This is a genomic window from Asticcacaulis sp. SL142 (assembly GCF_026625745.1).
Lineage (GTDB): Bacteria > Pseudomonadota > Alphaproteobacteria > Caulobacterales > Caulobacteraceae > Asticcacaulis.
The window spans coordinates 2,464,913-2,491,749 of record NZ_CP113061.1; the positions used below are offsets into that span (position 1 = coordinate 2,464,913).

A 26,837-nucleotide genomic window follows, 5' to 3' on the forward strand; every position below is an offset into this window, starting at 1 on the left:
AGTTCATGGCCGTGCTGAAACTGCATCCCGACCGGCTGCTGCCGGCAGATCCCGCCACCCGCGATATTGCCCGCAGGCTTTATCAGACGGTCAAAGACCTGCCGATCATCAGCCCGCACGGCCATACCGACCCGCAATGGTTTGCCGATAATGAAGCCTTTCCCGATCCGGCGCAGCTTCTGATCGTGCCGGATCACTATGTGTTCCGGATGCTGTATTCGCAAGGGGTGGATCTGGCAGCGCTGGGGATCGCCACCCATGACGGCACACCGTTTGAGGCCGACCCGCGCAAAATCTGGAAAACCTTTGCCGAAAACTATTATCTGTTCCGAGGCACCCCGTCGCGCATGTGGCTGGATTGGGTGTTCTCAAACGTGTTCGGCATTGACGTCACCCTGACGCCAGAGACCGCCGATCACTATTATGAGGTGATGGACGCAAGCCTTAAAACCGACGCCTTTCGGCCACGCGCCCTGTTTGAGCGCTTTAATATCGAGGTCATCGCCACCACCGAAGGGCCGCTCGATGACCTGCGCCACCATAAGAAAATCCGCGACAGTGGCTGGGGCGGGCGTGTCGTTACCGCCTATCGCCCCGATCCGGTCATGGACCCGGAGCATGTCGGATTTGCGGATAATCTTGAACGGTTCGGGCAACTGGCGGGCGAAGATATAACCACCTTTGCGGGCTATCTGAAGGCCCACCAAAACCGCCGCGCCTTTTTCCGCGAAGCCGGTGCGACCTCAACCGACCACGGCCATGTCCGCGCCACCACTGCCAATCTGTCGCCGTCAGAGGCGGCGGCCCTATATAACAAAATCCGCTCCGGTAATTTTAGCGCCCATGAGGCCGACCTGTTCCGCGGGCAGATGCTGACCGAAATGGCGCGCATGAGCCTTGACGACGGTATGGTGCTGCAACTGCATCCGGGCGTGTACCGCAGTCACAACCAGCATGTGCTCAGTCGCTTTGGCCGTGATAAGGGCGCGGATATTCCGCTGGCGACCGAATATGTCCATGCGCTGAAACCTCTGCTTGATGCCTATGGCAACGATCCGCGCCTGACCTTTATTGTCTTTACGCTCGATGAAACCGTCTATGCGCGTGAGCTGGCGCCACTGGCCGGTCATTATCCGGCGCTGAAGCTCGGCCCGCCGTGGTGGTTCCACGACTCGCCCGAAGGCATGCGCCGTTTCCGCGACCAGATGACCGAGACCGGCGGCTATTATAATACCGTCGGCTTTAATGACGACACCCGCGCCTTTTTCTCCATTCCCGCCCGCCATGATGTCGCGCGCCGCATGGATTGCGGGCATCTGGCGCGACTGGTGGCGGAGCATCGCCTTGATGAAGATGAGGCCGCCGAGGTCGCCTATGATCTAAGCTACAAACTGGCCAAGCAGGCCTATAAATTATAAACGAAAATACGGGAGGTTTGAGATGTTGCGATGGATAGTGGCGGTTTGCGCCCTTATGTTAGCGCTACCGGCGCAGGCCGAGGACGGCTATGACCTGTGGCAGAGATACCGTCCGGTCGAGGCGGGCTATGTCATCCCTGCCACCGCGATCGTTTCCGAAGGTGCCACCCCCACGCTGATCGCCGCCGCGCAAGAGCTTGAGCGCGGCTTGAGCGGCTTGTCGGGCAAGATGATCGAGACCGGCACCCTCCGCGATAACGCCATCATCATTGGCACGCCGTCCGGCTCTGCGGCCATCGCCCTCATTAATCCTGACCTGACCAAGACTGGCGAAGAAGGCTATGTTATCCGCACCGTGCGCCTGAACGATAAGCCGGTGACGATCATCGCCGCCAACCGCGATATCGGCGTGCTTTATGGTGTGTTTGAATATCTGAAACTGATCCAGACCCGCCAGCCGCTGGAACGCCTCAACATCACCGAGGCCCCAAAGGTCAAGCTGCGCGTCCTCAATCACTGGGATAATCTCGATGGCTCAGTTGAGCGCGGTTATGCGGGGACGACCATCTGGGACTGGTGGAAGCTGCCGGATGTTAAGCACCCGCGCTATACCGACTATGCCCGCGCCAATGCCTCGGTCGGGATCAACGGCACGGTGCTGAACAATGTCAATTCCAATGCGGTATCGTTGAGCCCAACCTATATCGCCAAGACCGCGGCCCTGGCCGATATCTTCCGCCCCTATGGTATTAAGGTCTATCTGTCGGCGCGCTTTTCGGCCCCGATAGAAGAGGGAGGTCTCAAAACCGCCGACCCGCTCGACCCCGCCGTGCGCGCATGGTGGAAGGCCAAGGCGGATGAAATCTATGCCGCTATTCCCGATTTTGGCGGCTTTCTGGTCAAGGCCAATAGTGAGGGCCAGCCCGGCCCGCAGGACTATAAGCGCAGCCATGCCGATGGGGCCAATATGCTGGCCGAGGCGTTAAAACCGCATAGCGGCATCGTCATGTGGCGGGCCTTTGTCTACAGCCACGAAAAGCCCGATGACCGCCACAAGCAGGCCTATGATGAGTTCAAGGCGCTGGATGGTCAGTTTGCTGACAATGTGCTGGTGCAGGTCAAGAACGGCGCCATCGATTTTCAGCCGCGTGAGCCTTTCCACCCCCTGTTCGGGGCCATGCCGAAGACGCCGCTGATGATGGAATTCCAGATCACTAAAGAATATCTCGGCTTTTCGACCCACCTCGCCTACCTCGGCCAATATTACGAAGAGGCGCTGAAAACCGACACCTTTGCAAACGGTAAGGCGGGCAACACCGTCGCCAAGGTCGTCGAAGGTACGGTCGATAACCACACATTGACCGGTATTGCGGGTGTGGCCAATATCGGCATGGATCGCAACTGGTCGGGTTCTGATTTCGATCAGGCCAACTGGTACGCTTTCGGGCGGCTGGCCTGGAACCCGCAGGCTTCATCGCGCGCCATTGCCGATGACTGGGCCCGTATGACCTTTTCCAATGATCCGGCCTTTGTGGCACCGGTGGTCGATATGATGATGACCTCACGCGAAACCGTGGCCGATTACATGACGCCGCTGGGGCTGCATCATCTGATGGATACCGGCCACCACTATGGGCCGGGACCGTGGGTCGATAATCTGGAGCGCGCCGACTGGAACCCGGTCTATTATCATAAGGCCGATGCGAACGGGATTGGCTTTGACCGGATGAACAACGGCTCGAACGCCATTGCTCAGTACACCCCAAAAGCCGCCAAACTCTGGGCTGACCCAAAGACCATGGATGAGCGCTATCTGCTGTGGTTCCATCATTTGCCGTGGGATTATACGGTCAAATCGGGACGTACCCTGTGGGATGAAGTGGCGGTGACCTACTCCAAAGGCGCATCTGATGTGACCACAATGCGCAATCGCTGGGCGTCGCTTAAGCCTTATGTCGATGCGCAACGCTTTGAGGCGGTGGCGACCAATCTGATGATTCAGGAACGCGAGGCCAAATGGTGGCGCGATGCGTCGGTGGCCTATTTCCAGTCGATCTCCAAACGCCCGCTGCCCGCCGGTTATGCCGCGCCGGAAAAGTCGCTGGACTATTATAAGTCGCTGAAATTTCCCTATGCACCGGGGAATTAGTTTACAGCTACCGAAAAGCACGTCACCTTTGCCGGGTATACGGAGGGTATCAGCATGTGTTTTTCGGCCCCGGTCAGCTTTGCCGCCAGCGCCTTTATCGCCACGGCCGGCGTCATGGCCCTGCGCGAAACGCAATTAAAGACTGAGCGGCCATTCGCGTCTGTGCCGCTGTTGTTTGCCATCCAGCAATTTATCGAAGGCTGCCTGTGGGTCTTGTTACCACAAATGGGAACCGGGGCGGCCACCCACGCCCTGACCCAGGGTTACGCCGTATTTATCGGGGTGATCTGGCCGATCATCATACCCCTGTCGATTCTGCTGATCGAGCCTGACCTGATCCGCAAACGGCTGATGCAGGTGGTTCTGCTGCTGGGGGTTGCCGTGGCCGCCTTTACGCTGATGATCATCCTGAAATACGGCGTGGCCGTGCAAATGGTCAATCAGTGTCTGGTCTACACCAATCCGGTCGGGGGCGGGTTCTGGATCCGCAGCGCCTATGTGGTCGCGACCTGCGCAGCGTTCTTTATCTCAAGCCATGTCAGCGTGCGTGTGATTGGCACGGCCATGGTGGTGGGCTTTGCCGTGGCCTACAGCTTTTTCAGGCTTAACTACCCATCCGTGTGGTGTTTCTTTGCCGCACTGGTAAGCGCCCTCACCTACTGGCATTTCCGACGCAAAAAGACAGGTGACGTTAAGGAAACCCTTACGGTGTAATCATTCTGAACCGAATGTGATTGGCTTGATCTGGTTTTGAGGCCCTATTATAGTGACGAAAAGTCGTTACGTCGCTTGCAGGCTCCAACTCCATGACCTCATCTGTCGTTACATCTGACCATTACCCCACACCTACGGAACGTCGCGCCGACCTGATCGTGCATGTGGTCGGCCTGTGCATGGCCCTGTTTGGGGGCGGCATTGCACTCGGATTAGCCATAAGCCACGGCTATCTGGGCAAGGTCGCCGCCGTCAGCGTCTATGCGCTTGGCTTTGTCGCCATGCTGGCCTTTTCGACCGCCTATAACTTCGCCAAGCCGAACTGGCAGCCGTTTCTGCGACGGCTGGACCACGCTGGCATTTTCCTGATGATTGCCGCCAGCTACACGCCCTTTACCACTCAGGCGCTGGAGGGCGGCTGGGCGATCGGCATGACGGTGGCGGTCTGGACGCTGGCGGGCTTGGGCATGGCCGGAAAGCTGTTTTTGCCGCACCTGAGCAAGGTCATCTGGATCGTGTTCTATCTGGCGCTCGGCTGGCTGATTTTGATTGCGATCAAGCCCATGATCCGCGAAGTGCCCATGCCCGCTCTGATTATGCTGGCGGCGGGTGGCGTGCTCTATAGCGTGGGCACGATTTTTTACATGAATAAGCGCCTGAAATTTCGCCGCGCCATCTGGCATGGCCATGTGCTGGCGGGCGCCTCGGCCCACTATGTCGCTATCCTTGTGGGTATTGTGCTGGCGGTGAAATAGCTTAACGGCGAAGCGCGTCCTTGAGCACCAATCGCGTCTCAAACCCGTTATCAGAACGCTCAAATTCTAACTGTCCGCCATGCAAAACGGCAATCTGATCGACCATGGCCAGCCCCAGACCTGTGCCGCCGGTTGCCTCAGACAGATGCGGCTGGCGGGCATCGTCACCGCGCACAAAGGGCTGGCGATAGAGTGCAGCCTCATCCGCACCAAAGCCCGCCCCCTGATCACGCACTGTAAGGATGATATCGCCCGCCACAGCGCACGCACTGACCTCAACCGGCACCGCCCCATAACGCAGGGCATTTTCAATCAGATTGATGACCGCCCGACGCAGGGCCTCACGCCGCCCCGTAAAGACAAGACCTGGTGACGCCTCAAAATACACGTCACGGTCGATATAATCCCGGCCAAGGTCATTCATAAAACTGCCCGCCGCGATCAGACCCTTGGGTTCCTGCTCATAGCCGCGCGCGAACTGCAGGAACTGCGACAGGATGCGCTCAATGGTATCGATCTGACGGCCCGCACTGGCGCGCAGATCGGCATCCTCAATATCGGCCATATCCAGCACCAGCCGCAGCTTGGCCAGAGGCGTTCTCAGGTCGTGGGAAATTCCGGCCAGAACCAACGTCCGGTCGGCGTCGGCCTGATTGAGCCGGGCCGTCATGGCGTTGAAACTGCGGCTAAGGGCGGCGATCTCGGCGGGGCCGTCTTCGCGCAGGGCCGGAGGCCCTGACGACAGGTGTAACTCATCGGTCGCGACCCGTAAGTCCTCCAGCGGGCGAACCAGCTTGCGGCTCAGCCAGTAGGCCATGGCCGACGACAGGGCGACCGCAATCACGCCCAAAACGATGATGACGCCATTGGGGGCCGTAAACGCCCTCGGTTTAAAGCTGATCCAATAGGGATCATCCCCCAGATAGACCTGTACCCATAGTTTGCGGTTACCGTCGGTTCGCCACGACATCTGGCTCTGGGTATCCAGCTGATCGGCCAGGGCGCGCATAAACCGCCGCTCCATATAGCGCGGCGGCGGGCCGGAGCGGTCAGGCGGCGTATCACCCGTCCAAATCTCAAGATATGTAGAGTTTTTCAAGCGCTGGATCATGGCGGTGCGCGTTTCAGGGGCCGCCGCATTATAGCCTTGGGTCAGGGTCACGACATTCTGGGCCATCATGCGGGCGGCCCGGTCGATCTGGGGCCGCACGACCAGCAGGCTCATCGCCGCAATCGTCAGAACCTGACTCAGGATCACAATCAGTATGGTGCCCGCCAAGGTCTGGCGTAAAAGCGTTGTCGGTCTCATGGATTTTGCACCCCTGTATCCGACGCAAAGACATAGCCGTGACCCCAGACCGTCTTTATCCAGACCGGGTTGGCGGGATCATCTTCGATGACCTTTCGTAATCTGGCCACCTGAACATCGATCGCACGATCCGTAACCTCGGCATCGCGCCCCAGCGCCAGATCAATGATGCGGGCGCGGGTCAGAGGCCTGCCCGCATGATCGATCAGAGTTTTCAGCAGCACAAACTCCCGCGTCGACAGGTCAATGTTCACCCCGTCCCGCGTCAGGCTCATGCGCGCCAGATCGAGGCAAAACCGGCCAAACCGAACCTGCCCGTCTCCGGTCAGGGCCGTGGACGTGCCTGAGCGGCGGCGCAGCACGGCATCGATCCGCGCCAAAAGCTCACGCGGCAGAAAGGGCTTACCCAGATAATCGTCCGCCCCCATCTCAAGGCCGATCACCCGGTCAACCGGATCGCCTCTGGCGGTCAGCATGATGATCGGCGTCATGTCGCCACCCGCCCGCAGCCTTCGGCACACCGACAGGCCATCCTCACCCGGCATCATCAGATCGAGAATAATCAGATCGGCCACTTCGCGCGTCAGGTGCTTATAGAGGGACGCCGCCTCGCCAAAGGTGCGCACCCCATACTGATTTTCGCTCAAATACCGTTGCAGCAGACCGCGCATTTCCTGATCGTCATCCAGTACCGCAATCTTGCCCTTAGTCATGCCCATGGTCTGTTCCCGAAGCTCATGCCGATATCTATAGCCGCACGGATCCCGCCGCACCCGCCCCAAGATGTTACAAACCATGACACCGGCGGCCTTATGTCACGTCTGGTCACACCTTCGCCATTTGGCGACATGGCGTCGTAACCCGCTGGTTCCAGTATCGGGGCGTCATCACGACATGGCTAAAAATCCTGGCCCCTAACCTGATCGATATACTGGAGATCCGCTATGAAAAAGTCATTACTCGCCCTTACCGTCTGTACCCTCAGTCTGATCACCCTGGCCGAGAGCGCGATTGCCGCCGAAGGCCGCATCCGTGCCCGTGGCCAGAACGGTGTCGCCGCCGCCGGTTCCAACGATGGCAATGCCTATGTCCGCGCCCGCGGTGCCCGCACCAATGCCGATGGCTCAACCACGGCCGCCAGTGGCGGGGCTTTCCGCACCGATGACGGCGCCGCCGGTGCCCGCAAATCAGCCACAACCGTCAATCCGGATGGCTCAGCAACCCACTCCGGCAAGTTCGGCGTCACCGGCGACAGAGGCACCGCCACCTCAGACGGTGGCTTTACCCGCACGGCCGACGGTACGGTAAGCGGCTCGCGCGCTACGGATGTCACCAACGCCCAGACCGGCAACAGCTATAGCGGCACGACAAGCTACGATTCCACCACCGGCGTGACCCGGTCAGCGACCTGCCGTGACGCATCAGGCGCCACCATCGCCTGCCCCACTCGTTAAACTTTCCCCTTCCGGTGTGTTTACCCTTCCACACTGGTTACGCCGGTTCCGTTGCCGCAGCTCCCCACGGCGGTGGCGGAACCGGACACGCTTTCATTTTAACTTAGGACACTCCGATGATTCGAACCTTTTATGCCCTGGCCGCCGTGCTGGCCTTGAACGCGACCTCTGTCCACGCCCAGCCCAAAGCCGCCGACCCTGACCGTCTGGCCGACCGCCTCGAAGCGGCTGATGCCAATCGCGACGGCATGGTAACCCGTCAGGAATTTATAGCCCATCGCGGCACGCAATTCAGCAAGTTCGACCGCAACGGCGATAGCTACCTCACCGATAAGGACATACCCCGGCTTGCCGCCTACGGCGAACGCAGCCAAAAGTTCAAAGCCATGATGCTGACCTTTGACAGCAATAATGATGGCCGCGTCAGCCGCACAGAATTCACCAGCGGCCCGACCATGGCCTTTGATATGGCCGAGACTGACCGGAATGGCACGGTTGATGGCTTTGAGTTAAAACACATCAAGCGCAAAGGCTAAAAATTCAGGCGGCCAGCAATGGCCGCTCATAACTGACAATCCCGCACCTGTGGCCATATAGGCGCAGTGCCTATGCTGCTTTGCAACATTTGTCCGTGTTCGCTCTTCCCAACGCTGTTATTTGACGTTAAGGTGTCATATTGGGTGACCGATGGGCAGGATTGCGACGGGCAAGTGTAATTTATGCTTAATTATCTATTATTTGCAGAATCCCGTCAGACCGCCTGAAAGTTGGCGTATATTATTTTGGGGTATTATCCAGACACTCGCGGAGTTTAGGCATGGTCCTTGCTCAGCGTTTCGCACCGGCGGGTTTTTCGTCCCGTTTCTGGTGATGCCGGAGTATGGATTTTACAGGTAATTTTTAAAGCGGGCTGACTGACAAGTGCTGTTCAATTCAATTGAATTTATTGTCTTTTTTATAGCGACTGTGGTCAGCTACATGCTGATGCCACAGCGTCTGCGCCTACCCCTTTTGCTGATCGCCAGTCTGGTATTTTATGGCTGGTCAGGGCCTTTGTTTCTTGTGCATTTGCTGGTGGCAGCAACCCTCGTCTACTATTTCGCACTCGCGATAGAAAAGGCCGAGGATAAGCCCCGAAAGCAGATGATCCTGACCATCGCCATTGTGCTGTTGGTGCTCAATCTGGTCGGTTTTAAGTATACCTCGTTCTTCAATGAAACTTTGCGCGGCCTGTTTGGCTGGTTTGGGGCGTCCTATGATGTCCCGGTTCTGAACATCATCCTGCCGCTTGGGATTTCGTTCTACACCTTCCTGATGATCGGTTATCTGATCGACACCTTCAGAGGTGACAAAGCCGAGCGCGATCCATGGGTGTTTGGCACCTTTGTGTTCTTCTTCCCCAAAATGATCGCGGGCCCCATTGAGCGCGGCAAGAACCTGCTGCCGCAACTGCGCAGCCCCCTCACAGGCTTTGACTACGCCTTAATGACCGCGGGCCTGCAACTGATGCTGTGGGGCGCGTTCAAAAAAGTCGTGGTCGCTGACCGGATCGCGCCGTTCGTCAACCGTGTCTATGATGATCCCCATGCCTTTGACGGCGTGGCCATGGTGTTTGCAACCTGGCTCTATGCCTTTCAGCTTTATTTTGATTTCAGCGGCTATACCGATATCGCGCTCGGTGCCGCCATGGTGTTTGGGATCAAGCTGCTGCCAAACTTCAATCGCCCCTATTTTGCGGTTTCCATTCAGGACTTCTGGAAGCGCTGGCATATATCTTTGAGCTCATGGCTTAACGACTACGTCTATACGCCGTTTTCGCGCAGCCGCTGGACCGGGCTTAAGATGTATAATCTGATGCTGGCCGGGATGATGCTGACCTTTGTGGTATCGGGTTTCTGGCACGGCGCCAACTGGACGTTCATCGTCTGGGGCGCGCTGCACGGCACCTATGTGGTCGTGTCATTGCTGGCGCAAAAGCCGTGGAACAAGTTTGCCAAAAACTCCGGCCTGACCAAGCGCCCCAAGACCTACCGCGCGCTCAAAATCGGCGTGACATTCTTCCTGGTCTGCTTTGCCTATATATTCTTCCGCTCAGACTCGCTGGCCGATGCCGGCTATATCATCACCCATATGCACACCGGCTGGGGTAGTTTTGCGGGCGGCATCCGTTCTGTGATCGATGGTAAGCTGGCCGAAATGGCGCTGGCGATCCTCGGCATCATCGTGGTCATGGCTCCGGAATGGTATAAGGATCATGCCAAGGTCGGCACTATCTACCGCGCTCTGCCGTCATGGCAGCGCTGGGGTCTGGTCTATGCCGCCACGGTCGCTGTCGTCATTCTGGGGGCCTATTACAACCTCGACCAAAAATTCATCTATTTCAGGTTCTGATGATGGACAGCGAAACGCCAAAACCAAATGAAGGTGACGCGGCGCTGCCAGAGATGGCCGCAAAGCCCAAGGGTGCACTTAGTCTGCTAGGCCGTCTGGCGCTATTGGGTGCAGCGTCCGTCGCCACCCTAATGGCGGTGGTGTTGGGCATCCCCGATGATAATGACTATGCCCGCGCGACCCTGTTGAAGCACGACCGCCTATCGACCCTGCCGGGTAAGAAGATTGTTCTGGTCGGCGGATCGAACCTGTCCTACGGTATGGATTCAACCCTGATTGAGCGCGAAACCGGCTGTCCGACGGTCAATATGGGCCTTAACGGCTATTTCGGCGTGCGTTATCTGATGCGCGAAGTGGCTGACGATGTGAAGCCCGGCGACATCATCGTCATCGCCTTTGAATGGGACAGTTTTGGCAAGCCGATCGAAGGGTCGGGCAAGGATCTTTACGCCATCGTCAAGACCAACCCTGCCGCTATTACTTATCTTACGCCACAACAAATCGGTGAGGCCGTCTCGGCCATCCCGTTCGTGGCTCAATCCAAGCTGTTGCGCATCGGCAATCAGGCGGCACGCGGTGAATTGTTCAAACCCCAAGACGATAAGGCCGGCGACGACCTGCTGGATACGCTGATTGAGGTTGAATCCTTTGAAAGCTTTGCCCCGACCGGCGACCTGGTGGGCCATAAGGGTGTGACCTGGACCGGCGACATCGAAGAGGGCACCAAACTGTACAACACCGGCATCGACCCCACGGTTGTGCCCGCCATCAAGGCCTATGCCAAGGCGATGGAGGCCAAGGGCGTGCATGTGGTCATGTCCTACACCCCGACCATGCGCCATTATTACGCCGCCAACAAAACCCAGATCGACAGCGTTCATACGGCGCTGACCACCGGCCCTGATGCCGTCAAGGCCCCGCGCCCGCCGTCGGATTATGTGTTCGATGAATCGCTGTTTTTCGACACGGTCTATCACCTCAAGGCCGAAACCCGTCACCTCCGCGTCCAGCAAGTGGTGGGCGATCTGCGCACCACGCTCAAAGACGCGGCCACCTGTTCTAAACCAAACTAAGGAGTATCCTATGACCGAAGACCAAATCTACGCCGCCATCGTTGAAATCATCAGCCAGACCCTGGACGATAAGGGCCTCGACGTGCCGGAAATCACCCCTGCCACCGAAGTTCTGGGTGATGAGCTCGGTATCGACTCGCTTGATCTGGCTACCCTCGTGTCCGAGCTGGAAAAGAAGATCGGTTTTGATCCATTCGCCAAGGGCTTCATTGAGTTCAAGACGGTCGGTGAGCTGACCAAGCTTTACGTGCGTTAATCACATGCGGATGGGGCTGGATCTCATACCCGGAGACGACACGCCGCTGGTGGCGCGGGGCGAAGCCCTGTTCACCCGCGGCGATATCCGGGCACGCGCCGATGACCTGTCGGCGGCCATTACCGAGCGCGGGATTTCCCGCGTTCTGGTGCGCAGTGACGATTCCGCCCTGATCCTTGAAGCGATCGATGCCTGCGACCGGGCGGGGGCGGATCTGTTCATCGCCCACACCACGATTGCCGAGGACCGTATAGAGGCCATCTGCGCCGAACACGGCATTGGGCTGGTGCTGAACGGAGAGCGGGACTGGCGCACCGCCACGCCATCGCCATCTGAGAGCCGCATCTATATGATGACGTCGGGTACGACGGGTATGCCCAAGGTCGCTGGCCACTCCCTGCAAAGCCTGCTGGCCAAGGCCAAGGCCGGCGTCAAGCGCCGTCCCGATCAGGGCGGGCGCTGGGTGCTGACCTATCAGCCGACCGGCTTTGCCGGTATTCAAGTGTCATTGACCGCGGCTCTGTGGGGCGGTCTGCTGATCACACCGTCCGAGCGCACTATCGGCGGATTCTATCACGTTAGCCGCCACTGGAACGGCACCCATATTTCCGGCACGCCGACCTTTTGGCGGTCGTTCCTGATGGTCGCTGATCCCACGCAATTAAGCCTTCAACAGATTACCCTGGGCGGCGAAGCGGCGGATCAGGCGACGCTTGACCGTATCCGTAAAGCCTTCCCCGACACCCGCGTCACCCACACCTATGCCTCAACTGAAGCGGGCGTGGTCTATGCGGTTCACGACGGCCTTGAAGGCTTTCCGGCGGCATGGCTTGAGGCTGCACCCTCCGGCGTGGCCCTTCGTATCAAGGACGGCTTCCTGCAAATCAAGACCCCCCATATGATGTCGGGTTACCTGTCAGCGGCGTCACAACCGCTGCTGGATGATGGCTGGCTCGCCACCGCCGATCTGGTCGAACTGGCCGGAGACCGCGTTAAGGTGCTGGGCCGTGATGACAATACCATCAATGTCGGCGGCTCAAAGGTCTACCCTTTGCCGGTTGAGGCCCTGATCCTGAAACAGGATGGGGTGGTTGAGGCCCGCGTCTATGGTCAGCCCAATCCGGTCACCGGCGCGCTGGTCGCGGCCGATGTGGTGCTTGAGGCCGGGGCCGATGAAAAGGCTGCCCGTAAGGCGATCCTGACCGCCTGCCGCGAAGCCCTGCCCGCCTATTCGGTGCCCAGATCACTTAATTTTGTCGATAAGATCGCGGTCTCGGCTGCCAATAAAAAGGGATAGTTATGCGTCACGTTATTGTCACCGGCGGCAGCCGCGGTTTGGGCGCGGTGATGATCGAAGGTCTTCTGGCCGACGGTTATCGCGTCTCGACCTGTAGTCGCAAGAAAACCGACAATATTGCCCGCCTTGAGGCCCATCCCGAATATGGTCAATACTTCTTCTGGCAGGCCTGCGAAGTCGGTGAAGCCGATCAGGTTGATGCCTTTGTCGAAGCCGCCGTCGCATGGGCGGGCGAGGATGGCCTGTGGGGTCTGGTCAACAATGCCGGTGTCGCTCAGGCCGGGATTCTGGCCTCCTTCCCCAATGTCGAGAGCGAGCGGATCATAAAGATCAATCTGCTCGGCACCATTCAGATGGCGCGCGCCGCCTCCAAGGTCATGCTGGCGCAAAAGCCATCCGAGAACCAGGGCGGGCGGATCATCAATATTTCCTCGATCATCGGCACGCGTGGCTATAATGGTCTGTCGGCCTATTCGGCCTCCAAGGCGGGTGTCGATGGGTTTAGTCGGGCTCTGGCGCGCGAACTGGGTAGGCGTCAAATCACGGTCAACAGCGTCGCCCCCGGCTATGTGGCGACTGAAATGTCATCGACCCTTAGCCCATCACAGCTCAAGCAGATTGTGGGCCGCACGCCGCTGGGGCGGCTGGCTGATGAGGATGATATCCTAAACGCCGTACGCTTTTTCCTGAGCGATGGGGCGCGCATGATCACGGGTCAGACCCTGATCATCGATGGTGGCATTAGTACCTAAAGCACTATTTTTCAGAGTTTTATGAGTTTGAGTGGCGTGAGGTTGGATCAGGTTCTTGCCTGATCTTCAAAGGTTCATATGGCACAGGTGTTGCACCGCGTCATGGCCGCAACCCAATACGGAGCAAGTGACATGACGCGCAAACCTTTGCTGTCTCTGGTGACCCCCGCTTATAACGAAGCGGAAGGTATTCAGGCGTTTCATGCGCGCGCTCAGGCCGTCATGGAAAGCCTCGATGGGCTGGATTATGAAATGATCTATGTCGATGACGGCAGCCGTGATGACAGTTTTAAGATCATGAGCGAATTTGCGGCCACCAATCCGCGCGTCAAGGTCGTCAAGTTTTCGCGTAATTTCGGCCACCAGATCGCCATTACCGCCGGCCTTGATCACGCATGCGGCGACGCCATAGTCTTTATCGATGCCGACCTGCAGGACCCGCCTGAACTGATCCACGAGATGATCACAAAATGGCGCGACGGCTTTGACGTGGTCTATGCTAAACGCGCCCGCCGCGAAGGTGAGACCAGGTTCAAGCTGTGGACCGCAGCAATTTTTTACCGCTTGCTGCGCTCGCTTTCCAATATCGACATCCCGCAGGATGTCGGTGATTTCCGCCTGATCTCTGCCCGGGTGGCCAATGAACTGCGGGCCATGCGTGAAAAAGACCGCTTCATTCGCGGGCTGGTGAGTTGGGTCGGCTTCCCGCAGACCTTCGTCCTCTATGACCGCGATGAACGCTTTGCCGGGGAAACCAAGTACCCGCTCAAGAAAATGCTGAAATTTGCCTTTGACGGCATTACCTCGTTTTCCAATACCCCACTTAAGGTCGCGACCTGGATGGGCTACGGCGCGTCGGCGCTGGCGTTTCTTTACCTTGCGTCCGTGTTCGTGCAGTGGGCCTTTGGCATCACGGTCGAAGGCTGGGCCACCATGATGGTCGCCATGCTGTTCTTAGGGGGCGTGCAGTTAATCTGTATCGGGATTTTAGGCGAATATCTCGGCCGTATCTTCAACGAGATTAAACCCCGCCCCGTCTATATCGTGCAGGAAGTCGCCAGTTCCGCTGAGACCATCACCAACGACCTTGAAACGCCTGCCTCGATGGCAGCCTTTGCCGAACACGGCCGGAGATAGATTGTGACCTCTGACCTGACCCCCGTGACACCCAAATCCGTGCCCACCGCCCTGATTATCCGTGTACTGGCGTTCAATCTGCCGCTGGTGCTTGGGCTTTTTAGCCTCAAAGTCCTGCCGGAAGTTTTTCAGCCGTTTTTTGCGGGTCTGATGATGATGATCCTGCCCGGTCTGGCCTGGTCGGACATGCGCGAGCGTGATTTTGTCGTCCTTTTGTTTCGGGTCGTTATCATTTCTATTCTGGCCTCAGCCGCCGTGTGGTTGTTGCTGATGCCCCTGCCGGGCCCAACCAGCCGCATCGCGTTCGTGGTCGGTCTTGCCCTCATCGTCAATGCGGGCCTGTGGTTTGGCACTAAGCGTCAGTGGTTCGACCTGACCGAGATCGTCAAGCCCTTGCCCGCCGTTCTGCTGGCAGTGGCGGCCCTGTTTTACCTGCAATCGTTCATGGGGGCGACCAAGTTCGTGCCGCAGCTCGAAGATCAGGACATGGAGCTTCAGGCGACCGCCTATGGCATGATCAATGACGGCACGCCCAACATGGTCACCAATCGCGGCACACGGTTCTATCTGGCCCACCCGCTGATGCTGCATTTCTGGATCGGCGAAGGGGCTCTGTTTGAAGACCAGATCGACGGCTTCAAATATTATTATGACGCCTCCGTCGCTGCCAAAGACCCGGCCTTTGATCGTAAGGCGGCCTGGGATCAGTCGTTTGTGCAGTTTAATGCAACACCTCTGCTGCTGGCGACGCGCACACCCAATATTTTCCTGAGTTTTCTGATCATTTTCCCGCTTGGCTTTCTGGTCCATCGCCTGTCGGGATCGCTGATTGCCGCGGCCGGGGCCGGGGTATTTTACGCGACCTTCCCGGAAATCTATGTTCGCTCCAGCTACGGCGGCTATATGGCGATCAGTAATTTCTGGCTGGTGTGCAGCGCCTATTTCTATCTGCGCGCCACCGGCCTGTTCACCCACGGCCCGAATGTGACCGATCCGGTTGACAGCGATCGCCGCCGGGGTTTCTGGGCGTCATTCATGTCGTCAATCTCCGATCAGAAGGGTGCGCTTTTGCCCATGGCCACACCGGTGCATGTCGGTTTGCGTTTCCTTATGGACGGCGGGCTAAAGGGCCTGTTTAGCGACGGCATCAAAGGGGCGTGGCAAAAGGTTATAGCGCGTACTGACGTGCGGGCCGGGCTTGGCATCTGTCTGGGGTTTCTCGTCGGCTGGATGGCGTTTATCGCCTACGGCTTTGCCGTTGATCCCCGCGACTTTTACGAAGAGCATATCTATGATCATCTGATCGGGCGGCTTAAGGCGGCTGAGGATCAGGTCGTTGCCCATAGCGACTGGGTTTACCCGTCCGCCGGTGAGCTGTGGATGCAGTTCACTACCCACTATGGCTGGCTGACCATGATCGCCTTTGGTCTGGCGCTCATCTACGGCGGGCGGCGCATCCGCCAGGGCGTTGGGTTTCTGGTGCTGTGGTTTGCCATCGGCGCGATTGGCTTTAGTCTGGTTGACTGGCGTCAGACCAAGCATTTTGCCCACTTTGTCCCGGCGCTTGTGATGCTGACCGCCGTTTACTGGGCCTCACTCAAAGGGCGCTGGCAGCAGGCGTTTAGCGCCTTTATGGTCGTGACCATTCTGTGGAATTTCTATCGTGTGATTTTGACCATGCAAAACTTCACCTATATTCAACCGCTGCCGATCTGGTAATCTGATTTTGAAAGAGGCTATTCAAGGTGCGTAAAATTGTGGTCGCGGGTGCTGCGGGTCAGGTTGGCAGCCGGTTGTGCGCCTTACTGGCAAACGCCGGTCATGTAGTGCTTGGCATCGATCGCAATGTCCGCCCGCAGGATGCCCCCAAAGGCGTGGTCTGGATCAGGTCAGATCTGCTGGAACCGCAAAACTACGCCCATGCCCTCAACGGCTATGAGATCGTCATCGACTGTGCCGGCCTTGCCGGTAAGGCGAGACCGGCAGATTATATGCGCGAAAACGTCGAAGCCACCCGTACCCTAGTTAATGCAGCGGTCACCGCCGGGGTGGCGCGCTTCATCTATATCTCCAGCATTGCCGCCAAATTCACCGATCGTAAGCACTATGTCTATGCCGACTCGCGCAATGCCGCCGAAGCGCTGGTATCGGCCGCGCCGCTAAGCTGGACCATTATTCGCCCGACCATGATTTTCGGGCCGGATTCAGCCGTGCAGGCCAATCTGTCAAAGCTGGCGGGCCTGCCTGTCACCCCCGTGTTTGGCGATGGCCTGAGCCGGGTGCAGCCGGTGGTCTCAGATGACGTGGCCGGTTTGTTGGCGCAACTGGCTTTTGCAGACGATGCCAATGGTGCCACCATCGAAGTCGGGGGTGCGGAAACCTTTGATATGCATGGCCTGCTGACCAAGCTGCGCACCCTTAACCACGCCGAAAAACCCGCGAAATTTGTGCATCTGCCGCTGGCGGTCATGCGCGCATCGCTGGCGGCGGTTGAGGGCCTGTTATTCAAATTCCTGCCGTTCACCAGCGGTCAGTTAGCGGCCTTTGCCAATGATGCGGTCGCCAGTCCGCATCCGCTGATGGCCAAATATCTGCCCGCCCCGCAGGCGCTGGATGCGCGGATCGTTCCGCCCAAAGGCGCCCATACGAACTCCGATTCAGCACTGGGCAAGGAGTTTTACCTGTTCGCCCGCCACCTGACCCGGATCGGTGGCACGGCCTATCAGGAAGGCAAATATATCGATTTCCACCGCCGCCATCCGCTGGAGCCCATTGGCGCTTTTGAGGGCCTGCTGCTCAAGGTCGCGCGTTCCGGCGCGTTTGGGGTGTGGCTGACCGACAGTTTCACCGGCCTGTTGGGGCGGCAATCGGTCGTGCGCGCCAAGCTGGTGCTGACCATGGCTCTGCTGGAATCGGCCCCGCCCAGTTTTCATGAACTGGATGCCCCTGACCCGAAGGGCATGGCCTGGCCATTCATGGTTTTGCGCGGGATCGAAGCGGCCTTTGGGGTGGTGCTGGGGGCGCTGATCTTCATTCCGGCCAAGCTGATTTTGGGCCGTAAGGGTAAGGGAGCGCGGTCATGAGCGATAGAGCGTTTTCCTATCAAATGGAATCATTTGATAGATCAGAAAGAGCGACAAAACAAAGCCTCGTCATCATCGGCGGCGGGGCCTCTGCTGTCCATGCCGCCCAGACTGCGCTAGAGAAAGGTCGCACCGTGACCCTGATCGATATCGGCGTTACCGGCCCTGAACCGGCCCTGCCCGGCACATCGCTCAATGGCCTGAAAACCGACCTCGAAGACCCTGTATCCTATTTTCTGGGCGAGGACTACTCATCCCTGATACTGCCCTCAAACGGCAGCGAATATTACGGCTTTCCGCCATCAAAAGAATACGTCCTGCGGGATGTCATCGGTGCCGATCAAAAGGTCGCCGGGATTGCGCCCTTGTCGTCCTATGCCGGTGGCGGATTGGCGCAGGCCTGGACAGCCGGGTCCTATCCGTTCACGGATGGCGAGCTTGAGGCATTCCCCATTGGCTGGTCAGATATGGAGCCGGCCTATAGCGAGGTTGCGCGCCGCATCGGTGTCAGCGGGGTCACCGATGATGACCTGTCGGCCTTCATGCCGACCCACGACGCCTTGCAAACGCCGATCCCGATGGATGAGCACTCGCAGCATCTGTTGGCGACCTATTCGGCCAAACGCGCCAAGCTGACCGCCAAACACAATATGTATCTGGGCCGTGCCCGTATCGCCTCCCTGTCTCAGGATCATGACGGCCGTCCCGCCTGTTCGCGCTGCGGTCGGTGCCTGTGGGGCTGCCCGACCCAGTCGATCTATACGCCGTCGGTCACGCTGGAGCATCTGCGCCGACAACCGGGCTTTACCTATGTGCCCGGTGTGCGCGTCGACCGGTTTGAATTTGACGATGGTGGCCGTGTGAAACAGATCGTGGCCCATCGTCTTGAGGATGGTGAAACCCTTACCCTGCCCGTTGAGACTTTGGTGCTGGCGGCGGGCACGATCGGCAGCGCACGCATACTGTTGCAGTCACTACACCACACAGGGCAGGACGTAGCCCTATCGGGCCTGATGGATAATCGTCAGGTGCTGATGCCGTTCATCAATCTGGCGCGGGTCGGCTCACCGTTTGATGACAACAGCTATCAGTATAATCAGCTCGCCATCGGTGCGCCTATGGATCATCCCCATGACTATGTGCATGGGCTGATGACGACGCTGACCACTGCGCTTATTCATCCGGTGGCGCAGTCCTTACCCGTCGGAATGCGCACTGCGACTGGGATTTTCCGCAATATTCATGGCGCGCTGGGGCTGGTCAATATCAACTTCGCTGATACCCGTAGAGTGGATAACACCGTGTCGCTGGAGCCGGGTAAAGATGGCAAACATCGGCTGGTGATCACCTATACCCCGTCGGCGGATGAAGCTGATCGTATCAAGCGGGTGGTGCCAAAGTTCCGCAACTTCCTGATGGATATGGGTTGTTTCGCCCCGCCACCGATGACGCGGCTGCGCCCGATGGGGGCCAGCGTGCACTATGCCGGTGTGATGCCGATGCTGAGTGACGGCGGCGACTTCACGACTGATCGCGCCGGTCGGTTGCGGCCCTTTGAGAACCTGATTGTGGCGGACGGTTCGACCTTTACGTCCCTGCCTGCCAAGAACCTGACCTTTACCCTGATGGCCAACGCCACACGCATCATGCACGAAGCGCTGGCTTAAAGCACATCCCGCAACATAATATCCTTAGTAAGGCGGGTCGATCTTTGGGGGATTACCCGCCACGGTCTGTTTGGCAATATCGACCGCCGTGGTGAACTGACCGACATTGTTAATGCCGCCGCACACCATGACCACCGCCGCCAGAGCCAGCGCCTTAAGCCGGTGCGGGCTGAACCACGACAAGGCCGCCAGTATGATCAGGGGCGGCAAGACATAGGGTGCATAGAGAAACGTCAGTTCGCCGTACAGCACATGCAGTACCCCCTCCGCCACGATCATCAGCGCAACCGCAATCGCCACCGGACGCAGGCGCTGATGGACAATCGCCCCCCAGATGCCGAGCGCCAGCAGCACGACCCACGCCACGGTCGCGGCTATGCCCGGCACGGTGTGGCTAAAGCCCGAATGTTGATTATTGATGATGTAATATTCTTTTTTGACCCACTGCGAGACCTCCATGACCTGCAGATAGGGGGCCGGAGAAATCTGGGTGGTGATATAGAGCGACTGAAGGTTTTCCCACGGCGTCCAGCCCGGCCGGCCTGCGGCGCCTGCGACCGGCTGCACGAAATAGGCTTCGGTTTTCACAATGCGCGGATCAAAGAACAGCCCGGCATCGTTAAAGGTGAAAAACTGCACCACCGCCAGCACAAAAATAATCCCCAGTGCTAGGGCTGAGATACGGATCACGGGCGACTTCATCCAATAGGCAACACAAGCTTTTAGGGAAAACTTGCTCTGCGGGGCCACCTCGCCTTCCGGCCGCATCGGCCAGCGCGCCAAGGTCACGATCAGCCCGAACATCCAGCTTGTGATCGTGATGCTGAGCGTGCCCGCACTCATCAGTATCCACCAGATATGCGATTTTGTGCGGCCATAGGCCAGCAGGACCAGCGCCAGAATGATGGTTATCTGCGACGGCAGGCTCTGCTCGATGACGCTGTTCCAGTGAATGAACGTGCCGCTGGAGGCCATGACGCCGACAAACAAAGCCGAGACCGCCCTGGGCATGGCCAGTAACCTCAGCGCGACATACATCAGCCCAAGGCTTAGGGCTGAAAACAGCAGGATAATGTTTCTAGCCGCCTCATAGGGTGCCATGCCCAGCTTGGTAAGGATGATGCCAAAGGGCGAAATCAGGATCGAGGCCGCCGGATGCACTGTGGTACGATAATGTTCGCTGCCAGCATCGGTCATGTTCTGAGTGACGCGGTAGATATCGCCCTGGAACCACAAATCAAGTCCGCGCGTGTCTTCCAGGGTCATCCCAAGCTGGTTGAAGCCCCACAAAGACACCATCAGACCGCAAATCCCCAGGGCTGCCGCGATGGCGGTATCCAGCCGATCCAGTTTAACGCGTTCACCCGTATTGTGTCGGGCAAGCGTGCCCTGAAGTTCAATCGCCCGTTCCGGCAGACGAAGAATATCTTTGAGGGCAAAGGTCATCACAAGGCTTTCGTTTTTATGGCTTTTAAAATCTACTACGCTCGTACCCAGTGCTTATGCTGCGCCGCACCTAAATAATTAATAAAGCATAAACCACGCTGTAAGAACAAGGTTCTCCAACATCGAATAGTTTGCAATATTGGTGAGGTGTGACGGTCATGCCACTGAAATTGCATAGCTCAACCCCCAGAGTGTAAGCCGTTGACTTTCACGCTATTGACAGGCTCAGTGCCGTTTAAGCTTTTTTCGTTTGCTCACGGTGACCTCTTGATACCCGGCCTTAAGTTCACGCCCGATCCGGTGACACAGCCCATGCTGCACCGCATTATGAAGCTGTTGGCCCGGCCAATGGTCGGTCAGTTCGCCCGCTTTCTGATGGTGGGGGCCACGGCGACCTTAACCCATTCGCTGATCCTGTTTTTGCTGGTGGAATATGCGCACCTGAAACCGCAGATCGGGAATGCTATCGGCTTCTGCGGCGGGGTGACGGTCAGCTATATCTTAAACAGCCGCTTTACCTTCCGCGCCGGGGCCGGGGCCGGAAATGCCGCCAATTTCCGCTTTGTGCGCTTTTTAGGCGTGACGGGGATCGGCTTTTGTTTGAACGGCCTTCTGTTTGGCCTGTTCCACAATATGGGCCTGCATTATCTGGTGGCGCAATTAATGGCGACCGCCATTGTCGTGTTCTGGAATTTTTTCGGGTCGCGCCTGCTGGTCTTTTTTCGTCATCCGCACAAGACCGGCAGCGACGCCTGACATTTCATTTGCGCCCATCTATTCAACGGTGAGGAACCGGCGCATGTATGGTATCGCCCTGATGTTCTGCCGCCGCATCATTAATGAAACGCGCCAGCTTAAGGTCTTTTTCAGTCAACCCTTTGGCATCATGGGTCGTCAGGTGTATGGCCACACGGTTATAAACATTGCGCCAGTCCGGGTGATGATCGACCGCTTCGGCATAGTGGGCGACCTCGGTCATAAAGGCCCAGGCGGCGCGAAAATCCTTAAATTGCAGGTGGCGCTCCAAGGCGGCATCATCCCCAACTAAGTCCCAGTCGGGGAGCGTTTTTCTCAGGCTGTTTAGGGCGTCAACGGACAGCCGGGTAACTAAGGCAGTACTCATTTGGCCTCTCTTAAGTTACATGTGGTTTTAGCTTAACATGTTTTTGGCAAAACCGTCAAAAATTGTAATCTATTCCGATTCAACACGCCGCTTCTTAAATGAGGGTGATGAGGGTATCTCGATGACGACACTTACCCTGCATGGCTATTGGCGTTCCGGTGCCGCGTACCGCGTGCGTATCGCGCTCAACCTCAAGGGCCTTGCGTACCATCAGGTGTCCCATGACCTGCGTGCAGGTGAACAATCGGCCGCCGATTACACCGCCATTGCGCCGCAAGGCTTAGTGCCCGCCGTGGAATATGGTGACCTGACGCTGACCCAAAGCCCGGCTATCCTTGAGTGGCTGGAGGAGACTTATCCGAACCCGCCACTCTTGCCCGCAAGCACAGATGAACGGGCGATAGTCCGCGCTATGTCGGCCCTAATCGGCTGCGATATCCACCCCCTCAATAATCTGCGGGTGCTGAAGCGGCTCAAAAAACTGGGTCACGATCAGGATCATATTGATGACTGGGCGCGCCACTGGATCACCGCCGGCTTTGACGCGCTGGAAAAAATGGTGGCACGGCATGGACGCGGCTTTTGCTTTGGTCCGACCGCGACCTTTGCCGATTGTTACCTGATCCCGCAGCTCTATTCCGCCCGCCGGTTCGGGACCGATCTGAGCTCCTATCCACATCTTCTGGCCGTCGAGGCAAGGGCATCCGAATATGAAGCGTTAAGACTGGCCCACCCGTCCGTGCAACCGGATGCCGATCCGGCATGAGTACAAACCTGACTGAACGCTTAACCTCGACGCCCGCCGGCATTGCGCTCGGTCCGCTTGCGCAAATCCCTGACGGCACTGCGCGTAACTATGTGCTGACAATCGGGGACGCCTATTTCCACGGCTTTATTGTGCGTCAGGGCGAGGCGGCTTTTGGCTATGTTGATACCTGTCCTCACGCCGGCCTGCCACTGGCGCAGGCGCCGGATCACTACCTGACGTCCGGCGGCGACCTAATCATGTGTTCCTGGCACGGCGCCCTGTTCAAAATCCATGACGGCGCCTGCATCGGCGGGCCGTGCGCGGGCGCAAAGCTTACACCCTGGCCCCTAATTGTGCGTGACGGTGAGCTATATACGGCTTGACAAGTCCCCGCATAATTTGCCCTTAAGGACAAAGACGTCATACCTGTTTCGGGAGATACCCTCATGCTTAAGCCCGGCGCCCACCAACCCGGCACCCGCCTGACCCCCTCCGATGAGGTTCAGTTCTTCCTGCACCCGCATCCGCGTTCGCCTTTCTCTGAGGCCGTGCAGGTCGGCAACGTGCTCTATATCTCTGCCATGATCGGCCTCGACTCTGAGGGCACACTGGTCGAAGGCTTTGAGCCGCAGACCCGGCAGACCCTGTCGAATCTGGCTGAAATCCTCGGTAAGTACGGTCTGGGCCTTGAACATGTCTTCAAGGTCACGGTGATGATGACCGATATGACCAAGTGGGGCGAGTTCAACAAAATCTACCGCACCTATTTCCACCCCTCGCGTCTGCCGGTACGCACGGCGTTTGGCGTGGCGGGTCTTGCGTTCGACGCGATGGTCGAGCTTGAGGTGCAGGCCTATATCCCGACCTCGGCTGAGGAATAGTCCGAACCGCCGACCGGCTTGCAAAGCCCGAATTTTCTGTTATGTTCTATATTTGTTCTAAAGCGTTTTCCCATCAAATGATGCCATTTGATGGATCAGAAAGAGCGACAAATAATGGAACAGGAAGATGGACGCTGCCTTAAGAAAAATCATTCACGTCGATATGGACGCTTTTTATGCGTCGGTCGAACAGCGCGATAACCCTGACCTGCGCGGCAAGTCGGTGGCCGTGGGCGGGGTGCGCGAACGGGGTGTGGTGGCCGCGGCGTCTTATGAAGCGCGCAAATGGGGGGTGCGCTCTGCCATGCCCTCGGTGACGGCGCGGCGCAAATGCCCGGAACTGATTTTCGTGCCCCCGCGTTTTGAGGTGTACCGCGCCGTTTCCAACCAGATCCGTGAGATTTTCGCCGCCTACACGCCGCTGATTGAGCCTCTATCGCTGGATGAAGCCTATCTGGATGTAACCGAAAATCTGAAAGCCATGCCCACGGCCACGGAAATTGCCCAAAATATCCGGGCCGAAATTCTGGCCATCACCGGCCTTACTGCCTCAGCCGGAATATCCTACAACAAATTTCTGGCCAAGATGGCGTCCGACCAGAACAAGCCCAATGGCCAGTTTGTGATTACCCCAAAGACTGGCCCAGCCTTTGTCGAAGCGCTCAAAGTCGGCAAATTCCACGGTATAGGCCCTGCAACCGAGGCCAAAATGAACCGGCTCGGCATCTATACCGGCCTTGACCTCAAGGCCCAGACCCTGCCGTTTTTGCAGCATCATTTCGGGGTTTCCGGCCCGTACTATTATGGTCTGGCGCGTGCGATCGATCATCGCCGCGTCAAGCCCGACCGGGTGCGTAAATCGATCGGGGCCGAGAATACCTTTTTTGAGGATATCCACAGCTTTGAGGACGCACAGATGCGCTTGACCCCCATTATCGATAAGGTCTGGCGCTACGTCGAAAACCACGACACCCGCGCCCGTACGGTCACGCTCAAGGTCAAGTTTGCCGATTTTCAGCAGATAACCCGCTCACGCACCGGCACCACCCTCATTGATAGCCGCACCGATGTGGCCGCCACCTGCCATGACCTGCTGACAGGCGTGTTTCCGATAATGAAAGGTATACGCCTTTTGGGGGTGACCCTGTCGTCTCTGGATGACGACAGCCAAAACGATGACGCCCCCGCACCAGCGCAAATGTCGTTAGCGCTTTAGGCCGTAAACTGTTAAAGACCGCACTCATTTTTGTATGTGTGTGCGTGTCATGACCCCTCCCCTTACCCCGGCAAAGCCTGAACCGTCATTCAGCGAATTTGTGGCCATGATGGCCGCCTGCATGGCCCTGACCGCACTTGGGGTTGATACCATGCTGCCGGCCCTGCCCCTCATGGGCATTGATCTTAAGGCCGAAAGCCAGAACCATCTGCAGTGGGTGGTCGTGGCCTTTTTCTCCGGTGCGGGCGCGGGTCAGCTTTTGTTCGGAACCCTGTCGGACTGGCTGGGGCGAAAACGCGTGCTGCTGTTCGGGATCCTTGCCTATATTATCATGTCTGTGGCCGCCGCTGCCGCGACAGAGTTATGGGCGCTGATATTGCTGCGCTTTCTGCAAGGCATTGCAGCCGCGTCCGCCAGTGTCGTGCCGCGCTCAATCGTGCGCGATCGCTACGCCGGATCGACCATGGCGAAGGTCATGTCGATGATCTATGTGGTGTTCCTGCTGGTGCCAGTACTGGCCCCCAGCCTGGGCCAGGTCATTCTGTTTGTTCTGCCGTCGTGGCGGGCGATTTTCCTTATTCTGGCTGGTGCCGGTATCATTGTGGCCCTGTGGATCTGGCGTCGGCTGCCGGAAACCCTGCCTGTGGAGCGCCGCAATCCCCCCAATCCGGCGCACCTGAAGCGCGTCAGCGCGTTCATCATTACCGAACGCACGTCCTTATGCTACAGTCTGGCCATTACCTTCATGACGGCCACCATCGTCGCCTATATTTCGCTGATGCCGCAGATATTCAACGAAAGTTTTAAAGCCCCGCAACTGCTGGCCCCGATTTTTGCCGTCTGCGCCATCGGCATGGCGGTGGGCTCGGTACTCAATGCCCGTATTGTTGAGCGGCTGGGGTCACGCCGGATTTCACACATAGCCCTCAGTGTCTTTAACGTCACCGCTCTGGCGCACTGGCTATGGGCGGTAACCGGCCATGAAAGCCTGATCAGCTTTATCATTTTCCAGACCCTGACCATGGCCTGCATGAGCCTGTCGACCTCTAATTTCGCAGCCATTTCGATGGAAAAGGTCGGCCATGTCGCGGGCACCGCCGCGTCCTTGCAAGGGGTGACCTCGATGGTCGGGGGTGCGATAATCGGCAGCTTTATCGGTCAGCACTGGACCGGTGATGTCGCGCTACTGCCGCTCGGGGCCGCCCTGTGCGGTGCGGTCGCCTTTGGTTTGGTTTTCCTTGCCGAAAAGGGCCATCTGTATGGTCGCGCGACCGCCAGCTAAACACGGTTGTGTCACACGCAATGGCGGTAATTCATCAAATCGTCATATAGTCCGTATAAAGCGCTTTTTTGAAGGACTTCAGCCACGCCTACGGGGATTTATGACGATCAGAGCGACCTATGCAGTCATGATCATGCTCAGCGCCCCGGCGCTGGTCGTAACTGCCCACGCTCAGGTGTATGAGGTCAATGGCGCGGGCGACCTGCAAGCGGTGTGCGCGTCTCTGCCGCCGGTTAAGCCTTTATCGCCACTGGCAAACTACCCCTATCAAGCCGCCATCAACCGCGCCGCCGCCGACTTTGACCTAAGTCCCGACCTGATCGCCGCCATTATCCGTCAGGAATCCAGCTTTAATCAAACCGCCGTCTCACCGCGTGGTGCCATCGGGCTGATGCAGCTTATGCCGGCCACCGCGCGCGAATTGGGGGTCAATCCCCATGATCCGGAACAAAACATCTATGGCGGCGCCGCCTATCTTCGCCAGCAGCTTGACCGGTTTGATGGCCAGCTTGATCTGGCACTGGCCGCCTATAATGCCGGGGCCGGGGCGGTTAATCGCTACGGAGGTGTTCCGCCTTACCGTGAGACGCGCAGCTATATTGACAAAAATCTCGACAGTCTGGCGAAAGCCATGCCAAATGACACCCAAACACCCGTGACGCAAACGGCCTGTTCCTGATCCTTTC

Annotated in this window: 26 protein-coding genes; 22 read left to right on the top strand and 4 right to left on the bottom strand. The window is 58.0% G+C overall.

Annotation, left to right across the window (positions count from 1 at the left end):
• Nucleotides 1-5: 5 nt before the first annotated feature.
• From uxaC to trhA, 4 genes are all read left to right on the top strand, one after another.
• Nucleotides 6-1,418: a glucuronate isomerase gene (gene uxaC, locus OVA03_RS11175; RefSeq protein WP_267524580.1), complete on the top strand. Its 1,413-nt coding sequence runs from the start codon at nucleotides 6-8 to the stop codon at nucleotides 1,416-1,418.
• 22 nt (nucleotides 1,419-1,440) lie between these two features.
• Nucleotides 1,441-3,567, top strand: coding sequence for an alpha-glucuronidase family glycosyl hydrolase (locus tag OVA03_RS11180; RefSeq protein WP_267524582.1), 2,127 nt, complete (start codon nucleotides 1,441-1,443; stop codon nucleotides 3,565-3,567).
• Between the two features lie 54 nt (nucleotides 3,568-3,621).
• A complete protein-coding gene (locus OVA03_RS11185; RefSeq protein ID WP_267524584.1) occupies nucleotides 3,622-4,281 on the top strand; it encodes a DUF6629 family protein in 660 nt (219 codons plus the stop codon).
• A 92-nt stretch (nucleotides 4,282-4,373) separates the two neighbouring features.
• Nucleotides 4,374-5,036: a PAQR family membrane homeostasis protein TrhA gene (gene trhA / locus OVA03_RS11190; protein ID WP_267524585.1), complete on the top strand. Its 663-nt coding sequence runs from the start codon at nucleotides 4,374-4,376 to the stop codon at nucleotides 5,034-5,036.
• A gap of 1 nt (nucleotide 5,037) precedes the next feature.
• Here trhA and OVA03_RS11195 read toward each other — a convergent pair whose 3' ends face one another.
• A complete protein-coding gene (locus tag OVA03_RS11195) occupies nucleotides 5,038-6,345 on the bottom strand; it encodes an ATP-binding protein (protein WP_267524587.1) in 1,308 nt (435 codons plus the stop codon).
• Complete coding sequence (locus OVA03_RS11200) at nucleotides 6,342-7,064, bottom strand: response regulator (protein ID WP_267524589.1); 723 nt, start codon at nucleotides 7,062-7,064, stop codon at nucleotides 6,342-6,344. Before OVA03_RS11200 ends, OVA03_RS11195 begins: the two co-directional genes overlap by 4 nt.
• A gap of 225 nt (nucleotides 7,065-7,289) precedes the next feature.
• On the opposite strand from OVA03_RS11200, the gene OVA03_RS11205 reads away from it, so the two are divergent.
• The 11 genes from OVA03_RS11205 to OVA03_RS11255 all read left to right on the top strand — a co-directional run bounded on the left by OVA03_RS11205 (nucleotide 7,290) and on the right by OVA03_RS11255 (nucleotide 19,455).
• Complete coding sequence (locus tag OVA03_RS11205; protein ID WP_267524590.1) at nucleotides 7,290-7,799, top strand: hypothetical protein; 510 nt, start codon at nucleotides 7,290-7,292, stop codon at nucleotides 7,797-7,799.
• A 116-nt stretch (nucleotides 7,800-7,915) separates the two neighbouring features.
• On the top strand, nucleotides 7,916-8,335 hold the full coding sequence (locus OVA03_RS11210) for an EF-hand domain-containing protein (RefSeq protein ID WP_267524592.1): 420 nt from the start codon (nucleotides 7,916-7,918) through the stop codon (nucleotides 8,333-8,335).
• A gap of 385 nt (nucleotides 8,336-8,720) precedes the next feature.
• Nucleotides 8,721-10,190: an MBOAT family O-acyltransferase gene (locus tag OVA03_RS11215; protein WP_267524594.1), complete on the top strand. Its 1,470-nt coding sequence runs from the start codon at nucleotides 8,721-8,723 to the stop codon at nucleotides 10,188-10,190.
• Nucleotides 10,190-11,263, top strand: coding sequence for a hypothetical protein (locus tag OVA03_RS11220; protein WP_267524596.1), 1,074 nt, complete (start codon nucleotides 10,190-10,192; stop codon nucleotides 11,261-11,263). Before OVA03_RS11215 ends, OVA03_RS11220 begins: the two co-directional genes overlap by 1 nt.
• A 10-nt stretch (nucleotides 11,264-11,273) precedes the next feature.
• Nucleotides 11,274-11,519, top strand: a complete 246-nt coding sequence (locus OVA03_RS11225) for an acyl carrier protein (protein ID WP_189484929.1) — start codon at nucleotides 11,274-11,276, stop codon at nucleotides 11,517-11,519.
• Between the two features lie 4 nt (nucleotides 11,520-11,523).
• Nucleotides 11,524-12,816, top strand: a complete 1,293-nt coding sequence (locus OVA03_RS11230; protein WP_267524599.1) for a class I adenylate-forming enzyme family protein — start codon at nucleotides 11,524-11,526, stop codon at nucleotides 12,814-12,816.
• 2 nt (nucleotides 12,817-12,818) lie between these two features.
• A complete protein-coding gene (locus tag OVA03_RS11235; RefSeq protein ID WP_267524601.1) occupies nucleotides 12,819-13,568 on the top strand; it encodes an SDR family NAD(P)-dependent oxidoreductase in 750 nt (249 codons plus the stop codon).
• 132 nt (nucleotides 13,569-13,700) lie between these two features.
• Nucleotides 13,701-14,705, top strand: a complete 1,005-nt coding sequence (locus OVA03_RS11240; protein ID WP_267524603.1) for a glycosyltransferase family 2 protein — start codon at nucleotides 13,701-13,703, stop codon at nucleotides 14,703-14,705.
• 3 nt (nucleotides 14,706-14,708) lie between these two features.
• Entirely contained in the window at nucleotides 14,709-16,424 is a 1,716-nt protein-coding gene (locus tag OVA03_RS11245) for a hypothetical protein (RefSeq protein ID WP_267524605.1), read from the top strand.
• A gap of 26 nt (nucleotides 16,425-16,450) precedes the next feature.
• A complete protein-coding gene (locus OVA03_RS11250) occupies nucleotides 16,451-17,788 on the top strand; it encodes an NAD-dependent epimerase/dehydratase family protein (protein ID WP_267524606.1) in 1,338 nt (445 codons plus the stop codon).
• On the top strand, nucleotides 17,785-19,455 hold the full coding sequence (locus OVA03_RS11255) for a GMC oxidoreductase (protein ID WP_267524609.1): 1,671 nt from the start codon (nucleotides 17,785-17,787) through the stop codon (nucleotides 19,453-19,455). Before OVA03_RS11250 ends, OVA03_RS11255 begins: the two co-directional genes overlap by 4 nt.
• A 24-nt stretch (nucleotides 19,456-19,479) precedes the next feature.
• Here OVA03_RS11255 and OVA03_RS11260 read toward each other — a convergent pair whose 3' ends face one another.
• Nucleotides 19,480-20,901 (bottom strand): hypothetical protein, encoded by a 1,422-nt coding sequence (locus tag OVA03_RS11260; protein ID WP_267524611.1) that lies wholly within the window; start codon nucleotides 20,899-20,901, stop codon nucleotides 19,480-19,482.
• Between the two features lie 267 nt (nucleotides 20,902-21,168).
• Here OVA03_RS11260 and OVA03_RS11265 point away from each other — a divergent pair, with 267 nt between their 5' ends.
• A complete protein-coding gene (locus tag OVA03_RS11265; protein WP_267524613.1) occupies nucleotides 21,169-21,657 on the top strand; it encodes a GtrA family protein in 489 nt (162 codons plus the stop codon).
• 22 nt (nucleotides 21,658-21,679) lie between these two features.
• On the opposite strand, the gene OVA03_RS11270 is transcribed toward OVA03_RS11265, so the two are convergent.
• Nucleotides 21,680-22,024: a 4a-hydroxytetrahydrobiopterin dehydratase gene (locus tag OVA03_RS11270; protein ID WP_267524615.1), complete on the bottom strand. Its 345-nt coding sequence runs from the start codon at nucleotides 22,022-22,024 to the stop codon at nucleotides 21,680-21,682.
• Between the two features lie 121 nt (nucleotides 22,025-22,145).
• On the opposite strand from OVA03_RS11270, the gene maiA reads away from it, so the two are divergent.
• The 6 genes from maiA to OVA03_RS11300 all read left to right on the top strand — a co-directional run bounded on the left by maiA (nucleotide 22,146) and on the right by OVA03_RS11300 (nucleotide 26,830).
• On the top strand, nucleotides 22,146-22,790 hold the full coding sequence (gene maiA, locus OVA03_RS11275; protein ID WP_267524617.1) for a maleylacetoacetate isomerase: 645 nt from the start codon (nucleotides 22,146-22,148) through the stop codon (nucleotides 22,788-22,790).
• Nucleotides 22,787-23,155, top strand: a complete 369-nt coding sequence (locus tag OVA03_RS11280; RefSeq protein WP_267524619.1) for a Rieske (2Fe-2S) protein — start codon at nucleotides 22,787-22,789, stop codon at nucleotides 23,153-23,155. Before maiA ends, OVA03_RS11280 begins: the two co-directional genes overlap by 4 nt.
• A 63-nt stretch (nucleotides 23,156-23,218) precedes the next feature.
• Nucleotides 23,219-23,653, top strand: coding sequence for a RidA family protein (locus OVA03_RS11285; protein WP_267524621.1), 435 nt, complete (start codon nucleotides 23,219-23,221; stop codon nucleotides 23,651-23,653).
• 127 nt (nucleotides 23,654-23,780) lie between these two features.
• Nucleotides 23,781-24,869 carry a DNA polymerase IV gene (dinB, locus tag OVA03_RS11290; RefSeq protein ID WP_267524623.1) on the top strand — a complete coding sequence of 363 codons (1,089 nt, stop codon included), beginning with the start codon at nucleotides 23,781-23,783 and terminating at the stop codon, nucleotides 24,867-24,869.
• Between the two features lie 49 nt (nucleotides 24,870-24,918).
• A complete protein-coding gene (locus tag OVA03_RS11295) occupies nucleotides 24,919-26,151 on the top strand; it encodes a multidrug effflux MFS transporter (RefSeq protein WP_267524625.1) in 1,233 nt (410 codons plus the stop codon).
• 100 nt (nucleotides 26,152-26,251) lie between these two features.
• Entirely contained in the window at nucleotides 26,252-26,830 is a 579-nt protein-coding gene (locus OVA03_RS11300; RefSeq protein ID WP_267524627.1) for a lytic transglycosylase domain-containing protein, read from the top strand.
• Nucleotides 26,831-26,837 lie beyond the last annotated feature (7 nt).

Excerpts from the sequence above, each read along its gene's own strand:
- OVA03_RS11240 (WP_267524603.1), top strand. The coding sequence starts at position 13,701 with ATGACGCGCAAACCTTTGCTGTCTCTGGTGACCCCCGCTTATAACGAA.
- OVA03_RS11270 (WP_267524615.1), bottom strand. The coding sequence starts at position 22,024 with ATGAGTACTGCCTTAGTTACCCGGCTGTCCGTTGACGCCCTAAACAGC.
- OVA03_RS11180 (WP_267524582.1), top strand. The coding sequence starts at position 1,441 with ATGTTGCGATGGATAGTGGCGGTTTGCGCCCTTATGTTAGCGCTACCG.
- uxaC (WP_267524580.1), top strand. The coding sequence starts at position 6 with ATGGCCGTGCTGAAACTGCATCCCGACCGGCTGCTGCCGGCAGATCCC.
- OVA03_RS11220 (WP_267524596.1), top strand. The coding sequence starts at position 10,190 with ATGATGGACAGCGAAACGCCAAAACCAAATGAAGGTGACGCGGCGCTG.
- OVA03_RS11205 (WP_267524590.1), top strand. The coding sequence starts at position 7,290 with ATGAAAAAGTCATTACTCGCCCTTACCGTCTGTACCCTCAGTCTGATC.
- OVA03_RS11260 (WP_267524611.1), bottom strand. The coding sequence starts at position 20,901 with ATGACCTTTGCCCTCAAAGATATTCTTCGTCTGCCGGAACGGGCGATT.
- OVA03_RS11235 (WP_267524601.1), top strand. The coding sequence starts at position 12,819 with ATGCGTCACGTTATTGTCACCGGCGGCAGCCGCGGTTTGGGCGCGGTG.
- trhA (WP_267524585.1), top strand. The coding sequence starts at position 4,374 with ATGACCTCATCTGTCGTTACATCTGACCATTACCCCACACCTACGGAA.
- OVA03_RS11255 (WP_267524609.1), top strand. The coding sequence starts at position 17,785 with ATGAGCGATAGAGCGTTTTCCTATCAAATGGAATCATTTGATAGATCA.
- dinB (WP_267524623.1), top strand. The coding sequence starts at position 23,781 with ATGGACGCTGCCTTAAGAAAAATCATTCACGTCGATATGGACGCTTTT.
- OVA03_RS11295 (WP_267524625.1), top strand. The coding sequence starts at position 24,919 with ATGACCCCTCCCCTTACCCCGGCAAAGCCTGAACCGTCATTCAGCGAA.
- OVA03_RS11185 (WP_267524584.1), top strand. The coding sequence starts at position 3,622 with ATGTGTTTTTCGGCCCCGGTCAGCTTTGCCGCCAGCGCCTTTATCGCC.
- OVA03_RS11285 (WP_267524621.1), top strand. The coding sequence starts at position 23,219 with ATGCTTAAGCCCGGCGCCCACCAACCCGGCACCCGCCTGACCCCCTCC.
- OVA03_RS11300 (WP_267524627.1), top strand. The coding sequence starts at position 26,252 with ATGACGATCAGAGCGACCTATGCAGTCATGATCATGCTCAGCGCCCCG.
- OVA03_RS11200 (WP_267524589.1), bottom strand. The coding sequence starts at position 7,064 with ATGGGCATGACTAAGGGCAAGATTGCGGTACTGGATGACGATCAGGAA.
- OVA03_RS11210 (WP_267524592.1), top strand. The coding sequence starts at position 7,916 with ATGATTCGAACCTTTTATGCCCTGGCCGCCGTGCTGGCCTTGAACGCG.
- OVA03_RS11280 (WP_267524619.1), top strand. The coding sequence starts at position 22,787 with ATGAGTACAAACCTGACTGAACGCTTAACCTCGACGCCCGCCGGCATT.
- OVA03_RS11195 (WP_267524587.1), bottom strand. The coding sequence starts at position 6,345 with ATGAGACCGACAACGCTTTTACGCCAGACCTTGGCGGGCACCATACTG.
- maiA (WP_267524617.1), top strand. The coding sequence starts at position 22,146 with ATGACGACACTTACCCTGCATGGCTATTGGCGTTCCGGTGCCGCGTAC.
- OVA03_RS11225 (WP_189484929.1), top strand. The coding sequence starts at position 11,274 with ATGACCGAAGACCAAATCTACGCCGCCATCGTTGAAATCATCAGCCAG.
- OVA03_RS11230 (WP_267524599.1), top strand. The coding sequence starts at position 11,524 with ATGCGGATGGGGCTGGATCTCATACCCGGAGACGACACGCCGCTGGTG.